Source organism: Yersinia ruckeri ATCC 29473 (genome assembly GCF_000754815.1).
GTDB classification, from domain to species: domain Bacteria; phylum Pseudomonadota; class Gammaproteobacteria; order Enterobacterales; family Enterobacteriaceae; genus Yersinia; species Yersinia ruckeri.
This window is the reverse complement of the sequence record NZ_KN150747.1, coordinates 480623-501604: the sequence shown is the minus strand read 5'-3', so window position 1 is coordinate 501604 and position 20982 is coordinate 480623. Positions and strand designations below refer to the sequence as shown.

Here is a 20982-nt window from a genome sequence, read left to right as displayed (position 1 = left end):
ACAAAAATTTCTTTTGCCCTGTGAAAAAATGATGTAGAGTTACAGACGTAGGGTACAGAGGTAAGATGTTCTATCTTTCAGACCTTTTACTTCACGTAATCGGATTTGGCTGAATATTTAGCCGCCCCAGTCATTTATTGACTGGGGCGTTTTTTATGGGCGCTATACCGCTATAGGGCTATTTTTGCCAATATGTGATGGGATTTTTTGATTGGCGAATTCGTTTGTATGGGATAAACGATAGAAGTAAAGATACTGGACGATAACCTGATGTTATCGCCCATAGAAAAGTGCCTGCTAATAAATGCGAGAAATTTTACTCGCCTTCCTCATCATTCAGATCATCCATCACTTCCGGTGGAATTTCACTGAACCAGGTATCCAGTTTTTCTCGTAGCTTATCGACACCAATCTTTTTCAGCGAAGAGAACGTTTCGACCTGAATATCGCCCATAAACGGAATAATGGCTTCCCGAACCATATTCAACTGCGCTTTGCGCGCACCGGAGGCCAGTTTATCGGCCTTTGTCAGTAGCAGCATGACTGGCGTTCCTACGGCAACTGCCCAGGTAATCATCTGCTGATCCAAATCTTTCAGTGGATGGCGAATATCCATCAACACGACTAACCCTTTTAGACAGTTACGTTTTTGCAGGTATTCACCCAGCGCACGTTGCCATTTCAGCTTCATTTCTTCTGGCACTTCGGCGTAGCCATAACCCGGTAAATCAACCAGACGGATGCCATCGGTGACTTCAAACAGGTTGATCAACTGCGTACGTCCTGGCGTTTTACTGGTACGAGCCAAACTTTTCTGATTAGTCAGCGTGTTGAGCGCGCTGGATTTACCCGCATTTGAACGGCCAGCAAACGCGACTTCAATGCCTTCATCGCGCGGAAGGTGGCGAATATCCGGAGCACTGATGACGAAATGGGTCATATGATAGTTATAGTTTTTAATGGTCAAAATTTTTCGTCTCCGTAAGAGATAGCTAACATGAGGGGATTATAACTACATCGGCGGGAAAGCGGGGGGTTTATCTCGTTTTACTCTCAGTATCTCAATCTGGCTGGCTGAACTTGCTGTTTTGTAAGTGATTGCCCATAAATTATTACAGCGATGTCTTATTTTTTAATAACCGTTAAGAAAACTTGATTTAAAAACAATGTATTATAATTTTGATCCGCATTGAGTCAACTGTATTGGTGCTGGTCTATTGAGTAAAAAAAATCGGCTAGTAAAGTTTATTACTCGTATCGGAGTGTACTGACACGGATAGGATAAACAACGCGGGATGGGTTGTTATATCAGGGAATCGTGATGGAACAGTAAAGATAAATGGATGATGACGCACGGACGAGTCAGGATAGTGGCTTTTGAGCCGGATAAAAAAAAGAATACATTAATACCTGAACAGAGCGATGCAAAGGAAAGTGAGTTGGAGCAGTGGTTTCAGGGATCGAATCAGCATGGAACGCAGTTTAGGTAAGGGATAAATAGGGATGTTGTACGAGTGCATGGAGTGCGCTGTAAGGATATCCTTCCGCAGAAGGTGCGAAAAAAGGCGACAGGTTAACCTGCCGCCTTTTTTCTTTGCCTGCTTTCTGCTAGATTCCGCCGCAATCCTATACTAAATCCAATCCCAGATTTATCTACCCATTTAAGAGTAAAGGTTATGAAGCAACCAACGAAAGCACCGCGCGCCAAAACAGCAACACCGAAGCGTAATAAAAAGACCCGTGTAGAGCTTGATATTGAAGCCCGCGAACGTAAACGCCAGAAAAGACACAGTGGTCATCGCTCAGGAGCGAGAACCAATGTGGAATCCAACAATAAGAAAGGTCAAACATCGGCTCAGGAAAAAGATCCACGCATTGGCAGCAAAGTGCCTGTGCCGCTGGTGGTTGAGAGTAAAGTAAAAGCCAAGCTAATGACCAAACCTGTCGTTAAACCACGCCTGACGCCGGAAGAAGAGCTGGCTAAGCTGGAAAATGATGAGCGCCTGGATGCATTACTGGATCGTCTGGATAATGATGAAGTCTTGGGTAAAGAAGACCAAGCTTATGTCGATCTGACGCTGGATCGTATCGATGCATTGATGGAGCAATTGGGTATTGAGCTTGGCGATGACGAAGATGGCGAGAAACCGGAAGAAAAGCAGGAAGATATTTTACAGCTATTGAAGCGTGGAAGTTCTAAAGACGATTTCTAAGTCATGAATTGGGTCATCCCGACAATAACCTTACTCCTTACATGTTATCTGTTGTGGTTATTGGGTAAACTATGGCGGCTGTCGCAACGGAAATCCCGCTTGCGCAGCGCTTCCGCGACCAGACAACGTAAACAGTCGCCCTTTAACCGGCCCGGTAGACGAAAATATCGGAAGGAATAAACATGTCTGAGCACGCTATTGTTTGGGATCTGGCTCTAATTCAAAAATATAACTATTCAGGTCCTCGCTATACTTCGTATCCCACGGCTCTTGAGTTTAGTGAAGCCTACAATGACGCGGCTTTTAAGTTGGCGGCAGGACGTTATCCCGAACGACCGCTTTCGCTGTACGTTCACATCCCGTTTTGCCATAAACTTTGCTACTTTTGCGGCTGCAATAAACTGGTTACTCGTCAGCAGCATAAGGCTGATGAATATCTGGCGGTGCTGGAAAAGGAAATTCGTCAGCAAGCCACTTTATTCAAAGGTCGTCAGGTTAGCCAGATGCACTGGGGTGGCGGTACGCCAACCTACTTGAATAAAACGCAAATAACCCAGTTGATGAATCTGCTACGGGAAAATTTTGATTTTCTGCCCGGTGCGGAACAATCTATCGAAGTCGACCCTCGCGAAATAGAACTGGATGTTATTGACCACTTGCGTGCTGAAGGTTTTAACCGACTGAGCATGGGAGTGCAGGATTTCAATAAAGAAGTGCAGCGTTTGGTGAACCGTGAGCAAGATGAAGATTTCATCTTTGCACTTATCGCCCGCGCTAAAGCTTTGGGATTCAATTCGACCAATATCGATTTAATCTATGGTTTACCCAAACAGACGCCAGAAAGCTTTGCCTTCACGTTGAAACGAGTCGTGGAGCTGAATCCTGATCGGCTTAGTGTGTTTAACTACGCCCATTTGCCCGCTTTATTCGCCGCACAGCGAAAAATCAAAGATGAAGATTTACCCAGCCCAGAGCAACGTTTGGATATTCTGCAACATAGCATTAGTTTCCTGACCGACTCCGGTTACCAATTTATTGGTATGGATCACTTTGCTCGCCCTGATGATGAACTGGCGGTAGCCCAGCGGGAAGGTACGCTGCATCGTAACTTCCAAGGATATACCACTCAAGGGGAAAGCGATCTGTTGGGGCTTGGCGTATCGGCTATCAGTATGTTGGGTGACAGTTATGCGCAAAATGAAAAAGATCTGAAAACTTACTATGCCTGTGTCGAAAAACAAGGGAATGCGCTGTGGCGAGGGCTGGTAATGACCGAAGATGATTGTATCCGTCGAGACGTGATTAAAACGCTGATTTGTCATTTTCAGCTAAATTACGCGGCGATAGAGCAGCAATATGGCATTCTTTTTGCAGATTATTTTACCGAGGATTTGGCATTGCTTGCGCCATTTGAACACGATGGACTGGTGGAGCGGGATGAGAAGGGAATTCGGGTTACGCCTCGTGGTCGCTTGCTGATTCGTAATATCTGTATGTGCTTTGATATCTATCTACGGAAACAAGTGCGCAAACAACAGTTTTCTCGAGTTATCTGATCACTATCCTCCTCGCACTTGATGGCGAGGAGGGTGTCAACGCCAGATGATTATTCCATGCCCAATTCTTTCAGCTTCCGGGTCAGGGTGTTTCGCCCCCAACCCAGTAAGCGAGCGGCTTCCTGCTTATGCCCCTGAGTATGTCGCAACGCGGTGGTGAGTAATGTGCGCTCCATTTCTGGCTGTGCTTCTGATAACAAATCCTGATGTCCTGAACGCAAGGCTTTCTCCGCCCACTGAGCTAACAGTGTTGCCCAACTGTCCGACAACGCCTGACTGGTCACATCGGGAGTGGTAGTTTCAAACAGCTCGCTCGGTAAATCTTGAATTAGCACTTCTTGTCCGGCCGCCATGACCGTTAGCCAGCGACAGGTATTTTCCAACTGTCGGACGTTCCCAGGCCACGGCAGGCGAGTTAATGCAATCTCAGTTTCAGGATGAAGGTTTTTGGCCTCCACGCCGAGCTCTTTAGCTGCAACCTGTAAAAAGTAACGGGCCAGGCGAGGAATATCCTCCCGGCGTTCCCGTAAGGGTGGCAAATGCACCCGAATAACGTTTAAGCGATGAAACAGGTCATCGCGGAATTTGCCTTCCTGGACGCGCAGTTCCAGATTCTGGTGAGTTGCCGCGATGATCCGGACATCGACTTTGACCGGCGCGTAACCTCCAACCCGATAAAACTGGCCATCGGCCAGCACGCGTAGCAATCGGGTTTGCACATCCATTGGCATATCGCCGATTTCATCGAGGAATAAGGTTCCGCCATCGGCTTGTTCAAATCGCCCCTGACGCCCCTGACTGGCTCCGGTAAAAGCCCCTTTTTCATGACCAAAAAGCTCGGATTCAATCAAATCCTTTGGGATTGCCGCCATATTCAGCGCGATAAACGGAGCCTTTTCTCGTGGGCTATGGCGATGAAGAGCGTGGGCCACCAATTCTTTACCGGTACCGGATTCACCGTTAATCAGCACGCTGATCGATGAGCGGGAAAGGCGTCCGATAATACGGAAAACATCCTGCATTGCTGGTGCTTCACCGATAATATCAGCAGTCGACCCGCTAGAAGGCTGGCTACGTGGTGGTTGTTGCTGTTCCTGATAATGGCTGATGGCTCGTTCTACCAGCGCTACCGCTTCGTCAATATCGAAGGGTTTTGGCAGATAATCAAACGCCCCTTGTTGATAGGCACTGACGGCAGCGTCCAAATCTGAATGAGCGGTCATTATGATGACCGGGAGCATCGGGTGGCGTTGCTTTATCTGTTTTAGCAGAGCCAAACCATCCATGCCAGGCATGCGAATATCCGATAACAACACGTCTGGTGTTTGCGTGGTTAATGCGTCCAGAACGGCATTACCGTTGTCAAAACTGACACAGTTCAGATCCGCCCCAGTTAACGCACGTTCGAGCACCCAGCGGATGGAGCTATCGTCATCGACGACCCAGACTATCCCTCGTTGCATAGAAACCTCACTGGCGAATAGGCAGGTAGACAGAAAATTCGGTGTGTCCCGGCCAACTGTTAAATTCAATTTTACCCGAATGTTGATCGATAAGACTGCGCGCTATGGATAGGCCAAGGCCGGTTCCGCCCTCGCGACCACTGACCATTGGGTAGAACAATGTATCTTGTAGTTGGGCGGGTATACCGGGGCCGTTATCTTCAATATCAATCCGTGCAGCCAGACGGTAGCGAACACCGTGTAGCGTGAGTTGAAAGGCTGTCCGGGTGCGGAGTGTGATTGTGCCACCGCTTTCGCCCAATGCCTGCAAGGCATTACGGGTAATGTTAAGTAGCACCTGTTCAATTTGATCAGGATCATGCGCCAGCTCAGGCAAGCTAGGATCATAGTCGCGAATCAGTGTGACGTTATCCGGTTTTTCCAACGAAACCAACTGGCAAACTCGCTCAGCAACCTGATGAATACTCTGATTGATATGCTGGCCAGGGCGTTGCGGCCCTAACAACCGATCCACAAGATTACGTAACCTATCGGCCTGTTCAATAATCACTTTGGTGTATTCGAGTAGTGAAGGGTCGGGCAGAGCTTTAGCCAGAAGCTGCGCGGCTCCGCGTAATCCGCCAAGGGGATTTTTAATCTCATGAGCCAGCCCGCGAACCAGATCACGAGCAGCAACCTGCTGAGCGTGCTGTAGTTGCTCCTGGCTGAGCCGACGTTGGTTATCCATTGCTGCTAATTCAAACAGAATAAATCCTTCGGATAACGCCTGTGCCGTCAGCGATAAAATATGTGCTCGCCCATCAACCACCAAAGTCACTTCGTTATCGGTAAAACCCTGACCAGAGATTAAACTTTCCCGCATTAATGGAATATTGAGGGAAAAATAGCCTAATAAATCCGGCAACGGTGTACCAAAAAGTTTACGAGAGCTTTGCGCCAACAGTTGTTGGGCGGCGGGATTGGCGTAGTGAATGGCCAGATCATCATCCAACAGCAGGATGCTGTTAATGAGAGAGTTGAGGATCTGCCCAGCATCGGGCAGCGTGCCTGTTGCCATAAAGCAGACTCCAGCACTGATTAAGTGCATTTATCCTGAAAATCCAACGTAATCGCTGTTGTCAGGTTACTGTGAAAATAAGGCTCAGTGGAGAAAAAAGCCCATCGTAAGATGGGCCAAAAGTTTCCACGGCAACAACCCGTCAGCTTTCAAATTGTAGATGTGTTGGCTACTCTCGTTCACCGCCTTCCTACGCCTTGAAATCTATTGGGTATAAATATTAAAACTAAACGCTGTAATACAGTTCGAACTCAACTGGATGTGGAGTCATGCGCACGCGATCCATTTCTTCTTTACGCAGTTCGATGTAAGCATCGATAGCGTCGTCAGTGAATACACCACCACGAGTCAGGAATTCACGATCTTCGCTCAGTGCTGCCAGCGCTTCGTCCAGAGAGCCTGCAACTTTTGGAATTTCAGCTTCTTCTTCCGGTGGCAGGTCGTACAGGTTTTTGTCCATTGCATCACCAGGATGGATTTTGTTAATGACACCATCCAGACCCGCCATCAGCAGTGCTGCGAAGCACAGGTATGGGTTAGCCGCAGGATCTGGGAAGCGTGCTTCAATACGGCGGGCTTTCGGGCTGGCAACGACTGGGATACGGATAGAAGCAGAACGGTTACGGGCTGAATAAGCCAGCATTACTGGTGCTTCGTAACCTGGAACCAAACGTTTGTAGGAGTTGGTCGTCGGGTTTGCCAAGGCGTTAATTGCCTTAGCGTGCTTGATGATACCGCCGATGTAGAACAGTGCTATTTCAGACAGGCCACCGTATTTATCGCCCGCAAACAGGTTAGTACCGTTTTTGGACAACGACATATGGCAATGCATGCCTGAGCCGTTATCACCAAACATAGGTTTTGGCATGAAAGTCGCTGTCTTACCATAGGCATGCGCTACGTTGTGCACGACATATTTGTAGATTTGGATTTCATCCGCTTTCTTGGTCATGGTATTGAAGCGGGTAGCCACTTCGTTCTGACCAGCAGTGGCGACTTCGTGGTGATGTGCTTCAACAACCAGACCCATATCTTCCATGGTTAAACACATGGCAGAACGCAGATCTTGCGCGGAATCAACTGGGGGAACCGGGAAGTAACCGCCTTTTACTGCGGGACGATGGCCTTTGTTACCACCTTCGTATTTGGTGCTGGAGTTCCATGCGCCTTCGATATCATCGATAGCAACGTGGGAGCCACGGATGCTGCTGCCAAAGCGAATATCGTCAAACAAGAAGAATTCAGGTTCTGGTCCGAACAGCACGGTATCTGCGATACCTGAAGATTTCAGGAAGTCTTCTGCACGTTTGGAGATAGAACGTGGGTCACGGTCATAACCCTGCATGGTGCCGGGTTCCAGAATGTCACAACGGATAATCAGGGTAGAATCTGCGAAGAATGGATCCATCACTGCAGTGCTGGCATCTGGCATCAATACCATGTCGGATTCGTTAATGCCTTTCCAGCCACCAATCGAGGAGCCATCAAACATTTTGCCTTCTTCAAAGAAGTCAGCGTTGACTTGATGAGCGGGAATGGTGACGTGTTGTTCTTTCCCTTTGGTATCAGTGAAACGTAAATCAACAAATTTCACTTGGTGCTCATGCAGCATCGTCAAAACATGTTCAGCGGACATACTTATCTCTCCCGGATTTGTCGTAGTCGTCGTCGTGGAACGATTACCGTGGTGTACTGAGGTTATGGTGTAGCTGCCATTTTTGTCTATAACAAGACTTTTTTAGCTTAAAAAGAGTATTGCGAAAACTGTGCCAACTTTTCAAAGCACCCATTTATGCCATATCATGGGGGTTTGTTGATATTCAGTATGCACCAGGATAGTTATTTTGCACTATTTTGGTGCTTCCTTTGCGTTACTGGGCACTGTATTGGTGCAAAACTAGGCTGTGAGGCCATTTTCGCACCGTGAAAGAGATCACAATCTGACCTATGTCAGGTTGTTTATAAGATATGGTTGTGATCTTGTTTAGTCCCTCGCTTAATACGTGTACAATAGCGCGCTATTTCTAAAATGCCTGAGGCAAAAAAGCTGTGATCGAGAATCTGCGTAACATCGCCATTATTGCGCACGTTGACCATGGGAAAACTACCCTGGTTGATAAGTTGCTACAACAATCTGGTACGTTCGGTGAGCGTGCAGAAGCAACTGAACGTGTAATGGACTCCAACGATTTGGAGAAAGAGCGTGGGATAACCATCCTCGCAAAAAATACTGCCATTAATTGGAAAGACTACCGCATCAACATCGTGGATACCCCTGGACACGCCGATTTCGGCGGCGAGGTTGAGCGTGTTATGTCTATGGTTGACTCTGTGCTGCTGGTCGTCGACGCAATGGATGGCCCGATGCCGCAGACTCGTTTCGTGACCAAGAAAGCCTTTGCTAACGGTCTGAAACCAATCGTGGTTATCAACAAGGTTGACCGTCCGGGCGCGCGTCCTGACTGGGTTGTTGATCAGGTCTTCGATCTGTTCGTAAATCTGGATGCGACTGACGAACAACTGGACTTCCCAATCATCTATGCATCTGCATTGTTGGGTATTGCTGGTGAAGACCACAATGACATGGCTGAAGACATGACCCCGCTGTATCAAGCGATTATTGATCATGTAGCTGCGCCAAAAGTTGAGCTGGAAGCACCATTCCAGATGCAAATCTCTCAGCTGGACTACAGCAACTATGTTGGTGTTATCGGTATTGGCCGTATCAAACGCGGTAAAGTTAAGCCGAACCAACAAGTTACTATCATCGATAGTGAAGGCAAAACCCGTAACGGTAAAGTAGGTAAGGTTCTGACTCACATGGGTCTGGAGCGTATTGAAGCAACCGTGGCTGAAGCTGGCGATATCGTTGCGATCACCGGTCTGGGCGAGTTGAACATCTCTGATACCATTTGTGATGTGAATGCTGTTGAAGCATTGCCAGCACTGTCTGTTGATGAACCAACCGTAACTATGTACTTCTGCGTCAACACCTCTCCATTCTGTGGTAAAGAAGGTAAGTATGTGACTTCACGTCAGATTCTTGACCGTCTGAACAAAGAGTTGATCCACAACGTGGCATTGCGTGTTGAAGAAACTGAAGATGCTGATGCATTCCGCGTTTCAGGCCGTGGTGAACTTCACCTGTCGGTTCTGATCGAGAATATGCGTCGCGAAGGTTTCGAACTGGCGGTATCTCGTCCTAAAGTTATCAACCGTATGATTGATGGCCGCATGCAAGAGCCGTTTGAAAACGTAACGCTGGATATTGAAGAGCAACACCAGGGCGCAGTAATGCAAGCCATGGGTGAGCGCAAAGGCGACGTTAAAGATATGGTTCCAGATGGCAAGGGGCGTATCCGTTTGGATTACTCCATCCCTAGCCGTGGCCTGATCGGTTTCCGTACCGAATTCATGACCATGACCTCTGGTACTGGCCTGCTGTACTCCACATTCAGTCATTACGATGATGTGCGTCCGGGTGAAATCGGCCAACGTCAGAACGGCGTGCTGGTTTCTAACGGTCAGGGTAAAGCTGTTGCGTTCGCACTGTACAAACTACAGGATCGCGGCAAGCTGTTTATCGGTCACGGTACTGAAGTGTATGAAGGCCAGATTATCGGTATTCACTCACGTTCTAACGATCTGACTGTAAACTGCCTGACAGGTAAGCAACTGACCAACATGCGTGCATCTGGTACTGATGAAGCAACCACTCTGGTTCCTTTCCTCAAGAAAACCCTGGAGCAGGCGTTGGAGTTCATCGATGACGACGAACTGGTTGAAGTAACCCCGCAATCTATCCGTATCCGTAAGCGTCACCTGACGGAAAACGATCGTAAGCGTGCTGGCCGTGGTAGCAAAGAAGGTTAATCCTTTTTAAGCTATAACAGACACTTAGGGCGATATTCTCGCCCTGAGTTCTTTTTTTCTTCTTTCGGTTCTTCCTCTTCTATTCTTTCCTTTTTTCTCATCTGTCTATTCAGCATTCCTTTTTATCGTTACAGTGAACTCACCTTCAATTTTGGGAGAGCGCTATGCTGTATATCTTTGATCTAGGGAATGTGATTGTTGATATCGACTTCAAACGCGTATTGGGTGTCTGGAGCAATCTGAGCAGTATTCCGCTGGCGACTTTGACTGAACGTTTTTCCATGGGAGAAATATTTCAGCAGCATGAGCGGGGTGAAGTCAGCGATGAGGAATTCGCACGCCAGTTCAGTGATGAAATGGGGCTATCCTTGAGTTTTGAGCAATTTGCTCTCGGCTGGCAAGCCATTTTTGTCGGCTTACGCCCTGAAGTGATCGCTGTCATGAATAAATTGCGGGAGGAAGGTCATCGGGTGGTGGTGCTCTCCAATACTAATCGGCTGCATTGCAATTACTGGCCTCAACATTACCCAGAAGTCGCCGCGGCGGTCGATCAGATGTATTTATCGCAGGATTTGGGGATGCGTAAACCAGATGCTGAGATTTATCATCATGTTTTAAATCATGAAAATTTCCCACCTGAGCGGGCGGTTTTCTTTGATGATGTAGCCGCCAACATTGAAGCGGCAGCAGCGTTAGGTATTAATGTGGTACATGTAACTGACAAAACCGTTATTCCAGCCTATTTTTCCTAATGAGATCACGGGTTAACACCTTAATGTTAACCCTTTCCTCGGTATTTGACTGCTCCGTCATTCCATGACTTTGACCATGAGGCAAATATGGCAGGATTTCTGCGTTTCCATTTACCGTCGCCGTTAAAACCCTGTGTATCCTTCGGGCGAATGTTATGCCGGCGGATTGATCAAGATGGTTTGACTATGTTGGCTGGGCATTTGGCCTATGTATCACTACTTTCGCTAGTGCCGTTAGTCACCGTTATTTTTGCACTTTTTGCCGCATTCCCTATATTTACGGAAATCAGTATTCAGCTGAAGAGCTTTGTTTTTGCTAATTTCATGCCGTCCACGGGTCATGTTATTCAAAATTATATCGAGCAATTTATTGCCAACTCTAGCCGAATGACGACGGTGGGCACCTGCGGCCTGATCGTTACCGCCCTGTTGTTGATTTATTCTGTAGATAGTGTGCTTAACACCATTTGGCGTAGTAAAAATAAGCGTTCTATGGTGTTTTCCTTCGCCGTGTATTGGATGGTGTTAACGCTGGGGCCGATTTTAGTCGGTGCGAGTATGGCGATCAGTTCATATCTATTGTCGCTTAACTGGTTGGCCGCCACAGGGATGAATCGCCTGATCGAGCAGGTATTGCGTATTTTCCCGCTACTGCTGTCGTGGATTTCTTTCTGGCTGCTTTACAGTGTGGTGCCGACGGTCCAGGTGCCGGTGAAAGATGCACTTGTTGGCGCATTGGTTGCGGCGATTCTGTTTGAGTTGGGAAAGAAAGGATTTGCACTCTATATCACGCTATTTCCTTCCTACCAGTTAATTTATGGTGTGCTGGCAGTAATACCCATTCTATTCTTATGGGTTTACTGGAGTTGGTGCATCGTATTATTGGGTGCAGAAATTACGGTAACCTTGGGCGAACATCGGTTTTTACGACGGCAGGAAAAAAACGCGGAAACGCAAAATCAGGAGATGTAGGTTGTTATGATTGCTTTAATTCAACGGGCGCAAAGCGCCAGTGTGGATGTTGAGGGTGTCACAGTTGGCGCGATTGATGCAGGACTGTTGGTATTGCTGGGGGTAGAGCAGGGTGACAACGAACAAAAGGCTCAGCGCTTATGTGACCGGGTATTAGGGTATCGGATTTTCAGTGACGAAAGTGACAAAATGAATCTGAATGTCCAACAGGTAGGCGGTAGTTTACTGGTTGTTTCCCAATTTACGCTGGTTGCTGATACTCAAAAGGGCATGAGGCCTGGCTTTTCTCGCGGTGCCATTCCCGAAGAAGCCAATAGGCTCTATCAGTATTTTGTTGCTCAGTGTCGCGAGCGTGGTGTAAAAACTGAAACGGGACAATTTGCTGCGGAGATGAAAGTCAGCCTGGTGAACGATGGTCCAGTGACATTCTGGTTGCAGGTTTAGGGTGAAAATATCAGGCTCTGTTATCACTGAGGGTAGCGGAATAGATTTTATTGATGAATTTCTAAGAGAGATAGCTTCTATGTATCACCTACGCGTACCGATAACAGAACAAGAGCTAAAGGATTACTATCAATTCCGTTGGGAAATGTTACGCAAGCCATTGCATCAACCAGTCGGGTCTGAAAAAGATGCTTACGATGCGATGGCTCATCACCAAATGGTGGTGGATGAGAACGGCAAGCCAGTTGCCGTCGGACGTTTATATATCAATGCTGATAATGAGGCTGCCATACGTTTTCTGGCGGTGGATCCTGCAGTACAAGACAAAGGTCTGGGTACGCTGGTGGCAATGACGCTGGAGTCTGTTGCCCGTCAGGAAGGTGTGAAACGGGTGGTGTGTAGCGCTCGTGAAGATGCTGTGGATTTTTTTGCCAAGCTGGGCTATCTCAGCCAGGGGGAGATTACGGCACCGCAAACTACGCCGGTGCGCCACTTTCTGATGATAAAACCGGTGGCGACTATGGATGATATTCTGCATCGCCCTGATTGGTGTGGTCAGTTACAGCAGGCTTGGTACGATCATATTCCGCTGAGTGAAAAAATGGGGGTGCGTATTAGCCAGTACACTGGGCAGCGCTTTGTCACCACCATGCCGGAAGCGGGCAACCAGAATCCACATCATACGTTATTTGCTGGCAGCTTGTTTTCTCTGGCAACCTTGACTGGATGGGGATTGATTTGGCTTTTGCTACGTGAACGGCAGCTTGGTGGCACCATTATCCTGGCGGATGCTCATATTCGCTACAGTGCGCCGGTTACAGGACGACCGCGAGCGATAGCCGATCTTGGCTCGGTCAGTGGCGATCTGGATCGTCTCGCACGAGGACGAAGAGCGCGGGTGCAGCTGGAAGTGAATCTGTTTGGTGATGAGAGCGTTGGCGCAGTTTTCTCTGGTACTTATATGGTATTACCCGTGACGGCTGACGATCCAGAAGCGGGCTAATCAGCCGATATCTGCTTGCCAATTCGGTTGCGACAGCATGGTCTGCCTCTGCGACAACAACGCTTATCGCAACCGAATGGGCTAGTCTCATTCTCTCTGAGACAGATCCTATGTTGCAGAGAGCGCCTCAGTGGCTCGTGACGTCACTGACTTCTCCACCTTGCATCAGCTGATTAATCCGCTGACCATTGCTCCCTGTCGCCTTTAACATGCCACTCAGTGAGCTTTTAAAGGCGTGGCTCTGCGCCAGATTACCGTTTAACTGCAAACTCAGGTTTCCTTTCCCTTCAAAGGGTAATGTTGGCCATCCCCAATGATGTAACAGATTCACCTCGACGGAACGGCCCGTCAGCGTCAGCGAGAACGTATGCTCTGCTGATTGTCCTATTTCGGCCTTGGCTTCCAGCAAACCATCGGAAGAAAAGGCGCTCAGATCGCTAAAAGTAATATTTTGATCGTTGGCGGACAGAGCCAGAGAGGGACGGCGCACATCATTGCGGTTGAATGTGGCATTGGCGGCATTTAACGTCAATGTACCCGCCCACACTCCCCATTGATGATTTTTCACCAGTAGCAGATTATTGCCAAAACCGTCCAATGCCGTGATTTGAAAAGGGAAATCTGGATTTATATCGATCAGTAAATTTCGACTGGCGGATAACTTGGTGACCAGCACCTCGGATAACCAATCCGGTAGCTTTTGCTGCCAAAGCTGCTGCCAATTTTCCGGTAGGGTATATTCGAGAGCAACAGCGGCCAGCTCATTGAGTTGTAAGCGGTGATTAGACCGAGTCCAGCTACCGCTGCTTCTTAATAGCCCGTTCTGCCAGCGGGTAGAAAACTGATTGATTGTGACGCCGACATCAGAAAGTGCCAGAGTAAGAATCGGATCGATCAGGTGGATATCGCCATTAATAATATCGCTGGCATTTAATTCCAGTTCACCATCATGGCTTTGCCAATTCCCATTTTCAAAAGCAACACTCTTCAGCGTCATATCCAAATCATTCAGCGCCCAATTCTTTCCTTCAATACGGGCATCAATAAGATCAACCCGTTTTACCGAAATGGGTGGTAGCCGAGTATAGCTTTGCCAGATGTCATCCAGTGTTTTACTGGTTTGCAGGCGGAGATTACTCAGTCGCAAATGTTCGACTTGCCAACGACCTTCCTCTGAACGGCTGGCATTACCAGTCAGTTCACCTTGCGCGATATTGGCACCAAAATCTATCAGTGCGAGCGCTTTACGGTTTTTTTCTCCCTTGATGAATATATGTTGGAAAGGTATTTCGTTAACGGATAATTCGGTGGCACTGAGCTGGAACTGATTCTTCTCGCCCAAACTATCGCCGACCTGCGGTTGCCAAGGGACAATACCGCCATTGATTTCTTTACCTTGAATCACCCAGCCGTCAGTGGTGGAATTTAATGTCATGTTGGCCAGTCGTAAGGCATCGGCCTGAATAGGGAATATCGGTGCAGAATGATCGAGAGTAAGATTGCCGTCTTGCAGTAACAGGCTGCGGAAATGCCGCGGTTCAGTGAGTTGATGCCAACTCAAGCCAAAAACTACTTGGCCAGCATTAAGGAATACTGGCTTATTGGGGCGTGAAAGGGTCACATCACGAAAAGTAATCTGTCCTGGTTGCGACCAATCGTGGTCAATTTTACCCAGTGAAAGGTGGTACTGGCTATTATCGCTGACCCAACTCCCCAGGTTTTTAGCGCCCCAAGCGGTCTGTAGTGTTATATAGATAATCACTATAGACAACACGACTAGCAGTACCCATGTGAGCAGCACTTTTCCGATAATTTTCATCTGGTAAATCTCGGTTTGTCAGCATAAAGGTACTTTGTTTATGCCGCAATTCCCCACTTACCTCAATAGATAATCCCTTAATCGAAGATAAAAAAGGCTGGAGCCAAGAAAGCGCCAGCCATTGAGTGTTGATACCAGAAGCGTGTTGTTATTTTTCTTGCGGAAAAACCAGGTTCAACACGATGGCGGTAATCCCGCCCGCAGCAATGCCTGAAGACAGTAACGTTTTGATCCAGTCAGGGGCGAATTGCAGAATTAACGGTTGTTGTGCGACACCCATACCGACGGCCAATGACAGTGCCATAATCATGATCGCCCGGCGATTCAAGGTCTCACGGGAGACAATTCGCACTCCAGATGCGGCAATCGTCCCGAACATGACAATGGTTGCTCCGCCCAGAACCGGCTCAGGAATATGTTGCACAAAACCGGCAACCGCAGGGAATAGGCCCAACAGTATCAGCATGAGAGCGACCACAAAGCCAACATAACGGCTGGCAACACCGGTTAACTGAATGACTCCGTTGTTTTGACCGAAGCAGGAGTTGGGGAATGTATTGAAAATGGCCGATACCATGGAGTTCAAACCATTAGCCAACACACCGCCTTTCAAACGTTTCATATACAGCGGCCCACTGACAGGCTGCTCAGAGACATCGGAGGTGGCGGTAATATCGCCAATCGTTTCCAGCGATGTCACCATAAAGATCAGCATTAGCGGGATCAGCAGATTCCAGTCAAAGGATAAACCGTAATAGAACGGGGTTGGGATGGTGATTAGCGCTGTGTTGGAAACGGGTTGGCTGGCGGGCAACATATCCATTGCCCATGCCAACAAATAGCCTACAGCCATAGCGATAACCAAAGAAGCTACGCGTAAATAAGGGTTACGTTGGCGATTAAGTAAAATAATAACCACTAATACCGCACCGGCGAGCAGTAAGTTCTTCGGCGCGCCAAAGGTATGATCGCTCATCGCCCCATAACCTCCGCCAATAGATGTCAGCCCAACCTGAATCAATGATAACCCGATAATCATCACCACAATGCCTGATACCAGCGGTGTAATGATGCGGCGGGCCATATGCAGTACGCGAGACAGAAAAATCTCGGTGCATGATGCCACCATCAATGTACCGAAAAGTGCCGCCATCATGGTCGGGATATCGGCACCGCCATTTTTTAAGGCCAGCCCACCCATAATCAGCGGGGAAACAAAATTGAAACTGGTTCCCTGAATCGAGAGCAGACCGGAACCGACCGGCCCCCAGGTTTTAATTTGCAGAATAGAGGCCAGCCCCGATGCAAATAGTGACATACTAATAATGCGCTGAGTGTCTTGTGCAGGTAAGCCCAAAGCCTGACATATCAGTAATGCGGGAGTGATAACCGCAACGAACATCGCTAATAAATGCTGGCAAGCGGCAAATAGAGTTTGCGGTAATGGCGGGCGATCTTCCAATCGGTAAATCAGCTCGCTAGGTGTGGCAGTAGTAGAACCCTGAGCTATTGACGTTTGTTGTGGGGTACTGAGCTCGGTGGATTGCGTGGTCATGGGTTGGCATTCCAGAATCGGCAAAGAGGGCATTTTAATGATCCACCTCATAAAAGCAATCGGTTGCGCATCAAATTTTATAAAACGTACATTTGTTGTTCTCTCTCATTTTTATGTCGTTAAACTTGTAATTCGCGGCATTTTTTTTTCTAATCCCCCCTAACCTGCTTTGGCGTTTTTTAAGGATTCCGCTAACGTCATATTTTTATTAAATATTTATTACATGGAGTACCAGTATGTTTCATCTTGATACCTATGGCACGCTCGTCGCGGCCACATTGGTTCTGTTACTAGGGCGAAAACTCGTACAATCGGTACCCTTTCTAACTAAATATACTATTCCCGAGCCGGTCGCTGGTGGTTTGCTGGTGGCTTTGCTGATGTTGCTGATGCAGAAAACCCTCGGCTGGGAAATCAGCTTTGATATGTCGCTGAAAGATCCACTCATGCTGACGTTCTTTGCGACTATTGGTTTGAACGCCAACCTGTCCAGCCTGCGGGCGGGCGGAAAAGCGTTAAGCATTTTTGTCTTCGCCGTTGTGGGTTTGCTGTTAATGCAAAATGCCATCGGTATCGCATTGGCGAAACTGATGGGGCTGGATCCGTTGATGGGTCTGCTGGCGGGTTCCATTACCCTTTCAGGTGGTCATGGCACGGGTGCGGCCTGGAGTAAACTGTTTATTGAGCGTTATGGTTTTGAAAATGCAACAGAAGTTGCGATGGCCTGCGCTACATTCGGTTTAGTTTTGGGGGGGTTAATTGGTGGGCCAGTGGCACGTTATCTGGTTAAGCATTCTTCAACGCCAGAGGGTAAACCGGAAGACAGTGAATTACCGTCTGCGTTTGAAAAACCTTCTACTGGCCGCTTGATTACGCCTTTGGTGATGGTTGAAACCATTGCAATGATCGCTATCTGCCTGATGGCCGGTCATCATCTTTCAGCTTTGCTGCAAGGTACGATGTTTGAATTACCAACCTTTGTCTGCGTGCTATTTATTGGCGTAATATTAAGCAATGGCCTGGCAATGGTTGGTTTTTACAAGGTATTCGACCGGGCGGTTTCGGTATTGGGTAACGTGAGTCTGTCGCTGTTCTTGGCGATGGCGCTGATGAGTCTCAAACTGTGGGAACTGGCTTCTCTGGCCTTGCCGATGCTGGTTATTCTGGTGGTTCAGGCGCTGGCGATGGCACTGTATGCGATTTTCGTCACTTACCGGGTGATGGGTAAAAACTATGATGCGGCAGTATTGGCTGCGGGTCATTGTGGCTTTGGTTTAGGAGCGACTCCGACGGCGATAGCCAACATGCAGGCGATTACCGATCGTTTCGGCCCATCCCACTTGGCTTTCCTGGTGGTGCCAATGGTTGGTGCATTCTTTATTGATATCGTGAACGCCATTGTTATTAAACTTTACCTGTTGTTGCCGATATTCCCGACAGTCGCAGGTTAACATCAATCGGTTAAGGGAAAGCCAGTCTAGGCTTTCCCTATCGTTTTTTAAGCGTTGGTGTAGCGAGATCGTTCTGGTAGCCAACGTTCAATCAATGCGTTGGCGTGGTCGGGATACTGCTGTTGTAGATGACGGGCAATGCGTTGCACCTCTGGCAACATAGCCTGATCCCTGAGTAAATCTGCGACTTTAAACTCGGCATTACCCGTTTGCCGTGTGCCCAATAACTCCCCGGGGCCACGTATCTCTAAATCTTTTTGTGCAATCACAAATCCGTCATTGCTGTCTCGCAGCACCTGCAAACGCATTTGAGCGGTTTTACTAAGTGGCGTTTTATACAACAGTACACAGTGAGATGCGACGGCACCACGACCGACTCGGCCACGTAACTGATGTAATTGAGCCAGACCGAGACGTTCTGGATTATCAATAATCATCAAGCTGGCATTCGGCACATCTACTCCAACTTCAATGACCGTGGTAGCCACCAGAAGTTGTAACTCTCCTTGTTTGAAAGACTGCATAACAGATTGTTTTTCAGCGGCTTTCATTCGCCCATGTACCAACCCAACCCGGACTTCTGGTAGCGCTATTTTAAGCTCTTCACACGTTGCTTCCGCCGCCTGAGCTTCCAATAGTTCAGACTCTTCAATTAAGGTACAGACCCAGTACGCCTGACGGCCTTCTTCTAAGCAGGCGTTTTTGACTCGGATAATAATCTCATTGCGTCTGGAATCAGGGATCGCGACGGTAGTCACTGGCGTTCGGCCAGGAGGAAGCTCATCAATAACGGATGTGTCTAAATCGGCATAAGCCGTCATGGCTAAAGTCCGCGGGATCGGCGTTGCGGTCATAATCAATTGATGAGGATGGAAGCCTTGTTCTTCTCCCTTCTCCCATAACGCCAGGCGTTGATGGACGCCAAAGCGATGTTGTTCATCAATAATGACCAACGCCAGACCGGAGAATTGAACCTGATCCTGGAAGATGGCGTGGGTGCCCACTACCATTGAGACTTTGCCGCTGGCTATCGCTTCCTGTTGCGCTATGCGGGCTTTTCCTTTCTGCTTGCCAGCCAACCAGCCGACTTCCAGCCCTAAAGGCTCAAACCACTGGCGGAAGGTGTTGGCATGTTGCTCCGCTAACAGCTCGGTGGGCGCCATTAAGGCAACCTGCTTACCATGTGCGATAGCCCGTAAGGCGGCCAGAGCGGCAACCACGGTTTTTCCAGATCCAACATCGCCCTGAATTAAGCGCATCATCGGGAATTTGTTGGTCAGATCTCGCTCAATCTCGGCTACCACGCGTTTTTGCGCAGAGGTTGGTGCAAACGGAAGATTAGCGAGGAAACGCGGTTTGAGTTGTTCTTCTGCCAATAATGGCAATGCCTTATAACTTTGTGCGCCTGCGCGAACTGCCAACATACTGAGGTTATGAGCCAGTAATTCTTCTAATATTAACCGACGTTGTGCAGGATGTTTGCCCAGTTCCAAATCGGCTAGCTGGATATCGGCTGGTGGGCGATGCAACGTGCGGATGGCATCTGGCAAACTAATCAACGTGCGGCTAAGTTCTGTTGGTAGTAATTCAGTAATGGCACTGGTGTCGAGCAGAACCAGTGCCTGATCGATTAACTTCCTCAGCGTGGCCTGCCGAATGCCCTCAGTGGTTGGATAAACTGGAGTGAGTGACTCTTGTAACTCAACGCCGATATTCTCACCATGTACGCGATATTCTGGATGAATAATTTCGGGTCCGTGGTTGCCACATTTGGTTTCTCCATAGGCGATAACGTGCTTGCCCGGTGACAGACTATTTTTCATCGCAGCGTTAAAATTGAAGAATCGTAGGGTCAGAATGCCGCTGCCATCGCTGATCTGGCATGTCAGCATCCGTCGGCGACCAAAACTGATATCCGAACGCAACACCTCGCCTTTTACTGTGGCAAAAATACCGGGAAGCAGGTCATTAATTCGGTAAAGACGAGTGCGGTCTTCGTAACGGAGAGGAAGATGAAGCAGGAGGTCCTGAATGGTCTCCAAACCCATTTTGGCCAGCTTCCCCGCCTGACTTGCGCCAACGCCAGAGAGTGTACTCAGGGGAACGGCATCGAGCAGGCGGCCTTTCATTTACGACTCCGTTGCTTGCATGGCAGACCACCACTGCGGATCAGCAATAACCTGGCCTTGTTCATCAATATGGGGAGGGGGAAGCCCTTTGCGTTTGGCAACCTGAGCCAATACCGGATAGCCTCCTTCAAACAGCAGTCGCTGTTGTTCATCTTTTGTCAGCATGCTGCTAGCACGATGATACATCCCGGCATTTTGTCGTTGCCGTTGAGCTTCATACAAAATCAGCGCAGAGGCAACGGAGACATTCAGAGATTGCACCATACCGATCATCGGAATAATGATGTCCTGGTCGGCCAACGCCAGTGCTTGTTTTGAAATGCCGGTTTTCTCTTGCCCCATCAGAATACAGGTTGGGCGAGTGTAGTCAATCTCTCTAAAATCAACAGCTTTATCAGAGAGATGGGTTGCCAGAATCTGCATTCCTTGTGATTTGAAATGCTGAACAGCATCGCCAATATCAGGATGTGTTTTGACCTGAACCCAGCTATTACTACCTGCCGCTGCTGACAACAGTGTATACATTTCGGTAGTCGGCCAAATCGCGTGGATCTGATGGATGCCGACAGCATCGGCGGTGCGTATTACAGCGGAAACATTATGGGGTTTGTGTACTTGCTCCAGACAGACGGTTAAATCTGGCTGCCTGGTGGCAAGCATTTCACAAATACGCACATAGCGTTGGAGATTCATAG

17 protein-coding genes are annotated in these 20982 nt (G+C 48.3%); 9 read left to right on the top strand and 8 right to left on the bottom strand.

What is annotated here, in order from left to right:
* The first annotated feature begins 65 nt into the window (after nucleotides 1–65).
* Nucleotides 66–113 carry a small protein SpfP gene (gene spfP, locus DJ39_RS18510; RefSeq protein ID WP_071892919.1) on the top strand — a complete coding sequence of 16 codons (48 nt, stop codon included), beginning with the start codon at nucleotides 66–68 and terminating at the stop codon, nucleotides 111–113.
* Nucleotides 114–316: 203 nt separating this feature from the next.
* Here spfP and yihA read toward each other — a convergent pair whose 3' ends face one another.
* Nucleotides 317–967 carry a ribosome biogenesis GTP-binding protein YihA/YsxC gene (gene yihA / locus DJ39_RS02250; protein ID WP_004721288.1) on the bottom strand — a complete coding sequence of 217 codons (651 nt, stop codon included), beginning with the start codon at nucleotides 965–967 and terminating at the stop codon, nucleotides 317–319.
* A gap of 709 nt (nucleotides 968–1676) precedes the next feature.
* On the opposite strand from yihA, the gene yihI reads away from it, so the two are divergent.
* The gene (yihI, locus tag DJ39_RS02245) at nucleotides 1677–2213 is read left to right on the top strand and encodes a Der GTPase-activating protein YihI (protein ID WP_004721287.1); all 537 of its coding nucleotides are present in this window, start codon (nucleotides 1677–1679) and stop codon (nucleotides 2211–2213) included.
* 182 nt (nucleotides 2214–2395) lie between these two features.
* Complete coding sequence (gene hemN / locus DJ39_RS02240) at nucleotides 2396–3769, top strand: oxygen-independent coproporphyrinogen III oxidase (protein ID WP_004721285.1); 1374 nt, start codon at nucleotides 2396–2398, stop codon at nucleotides 3767–3769.
* Between the two features lie 50 nt (nucleotides 3770–3819).
* Here hemN and glnG read toward each other — a convergent pair whose 3' ends face one another.
* The 3 genes from glnG to glnA all read right to left on the bottom strand — a co-directional run bounded on the left by glnG (nucleotide 3820) and on the right by glnA (nucleotide 7925).
* On the bottom strand, nucleotides 3820–5232 hold the full coding sequence (glnG, locus tag DJ39_RS02235; RefSeq protein ID WP_038251125.1) for a nitrogen regulation protein NR(I): 1413 nt from the start codon (nucleotides 5230–5232) through the stop codon (nucleotides 3820–3822).
* 7 nt (nucleotides 5233–5239) lie between these two features.
* The gene (gene glnL, locus DJ39_RS02230) at nucleotides 5240–6289 is read right to left on the bottom strand and encodes a nitrogen regulation protein NR(II) (RefSeq protein ID WP_038244784.1); all 1050 of its coding nucleotides are present in this window, start codon (nucleotides 6287–6289) and stop codon (nucleotides 5240–5242) included.
* Nucleotides 6290–6515: 226 nt separating this feature from the next.
* Nucleotides 6516–7925 carry a glutamate--ammonia ligase gene (glnA, locus tag DJ39_RS02225; protein WP_004721280.1) on the bottom strand — a complete coding sequence of 470 codons (1410 nt, stop codon included), beginning with the start codon at nucleotides 7923–7925 and terminating at the stop codon, nucleotides 6516–6518.
* 413 nt (nucleotides 7926–8338) lie between these two features.
* Between glnA and typA the strand changes: the two genes are divergently transcribed.
* From typA to fabY, 5 genes are all read left to right on the top strand, one after another.
* A complete protein-coding gene (gene typA / locus DJ39_RS02220) occupies nucleotides 8339–10162 on the top strand; it encodes a ribosome-dependent GTPase TypA (RefSeq protein ID WP_004721279.1) in 1824 nt (607 codons plus the stop codon).
* 164 nt (nucleotides 10163–10326) lie between these two features.
* Nucleotides 10327–10914, top strand: a complete 588-nt coding sequence (gene yihX, locus DJ39_RS02215) for a glucose-1-phosphatase (protein WP_004721278.1) — start codon at nucleotides 10327–10329, stop codon at nucleotides 10912–10914.
* Nucleotides 10915–11001: 87 nt separating this feature from the next.
* Nucleotides 11002–11886, top strand: coding sequence for a virulence factor BrkB family protein (locus DJ39_RS02210; RefSeq protein WP_004721276.1), 885 nt, complete (start codon nucleotides 11002–11004; stop codon nucleotides 11884–11886).
* Between the two features lie 6 nt (nucleotides 11887–11892).
* Nucleotides 11893–12330 (top strand): D-aminoacyl-tRNA deacylase, encoded by a 438-nt coding sequence (gene dtd / locus DJ39_RS02205; RefSeq protein ID WP_004721273.1) that lies wholly within the window; start codon nucleotides 11893–11895, stop codon nucleotides 12328–12330.
* Between the two features lie 79 nt (nucleotides 12331–12409).
* Nucleotides 12410–13333: a fatty acid biosynthesis protein FabY gene (gene fabY / locus DJ39_RS02200; RefSeq protein ID WP_038244772.1), complete on the top strand. Its 924-nt coding sequence runs from the start codon at nucleotides 12410–12412 to the stop codon at nucleotides 13331–13333.
* A 127-nt stretch (nucleotides 13334–13460) separates the two neighbouring features.
* Here the strand turns inward: fabY and DJ39_RS02195 are convergent, their stop codons facing one another.
* Entirely contained in the window at nucleotides 13461–15152 is a 1692-nt protein-coding gene (locus DJ39_RS02195; RefSeq protein WP_004721266.1) for an AsmA family protein, read from the bottom strand.
* Nucleotides 15153–15300: 148 nt separating this feature from the next.
* Nucleotides 15301–16707 carry a uracil-xanthine permease family protein gene (locus DJ39_RS02190; RefSeq protein WP_038244765.1) on the bottom strand — a complete coding sequence of 469 codons (1407 nt, stop codon included), beginning with the start codon at nucleotides 16705–16707 and terminating at the stop codon, nucleotides 15301–15303.
* A gap of 236 nt (nucleotides 16708–16943) precedes the next feature.
* Between DJ39_RS02190 and gltS the strand changes: the two genes are divergently transcribed.
* Nucleotides 16944–18158, top strand: a complete 1215-nt coding sequence (gene gltS / locus DJ39_RS02185; protein WP_004721263.1) for a sodium/glutamate symporter — start codon at nucleotides 16944–16946, stop codon at nucleotides 18156–18158.
* A 47-nt stretch (nucleotides 18159–18205) separates the two neighbouring features.
* Here gltS and recG read toward each other — a convergent pair whose 3' ends face one another.
* Together recG and trmH are read right to left on the bottom strand one after the other, a co-directional pair.
* The gene (recG, locus tag DJ39_RS02180) at nucleotides 18206–20287 is read right to left on the bottom strand and encodes an ATP-dependent DNA helicase RecG (RefSeq protein ID WP_004721261.1); all 2082 of its coding nucleotides are present in this window, start codon (nucleotides 20285–20287) and stop codon (nucleotides 18206–18208) included.
* On the bottom strand, nucleotides 20288–20980 hold the full coding sequence (gene trmH, locus DJ39_RS02175; protein ID WP_004721259.1) for a tRNA (guanosine(18)-2'-O)-methyltransferase TrmH: 693 nt from the start codon (nucleotides 20978–20980) through the stop codon (nucleotides 20288–20290).
* Nucleotides 20981–20982: the final 2 nt, after the last annotated feature.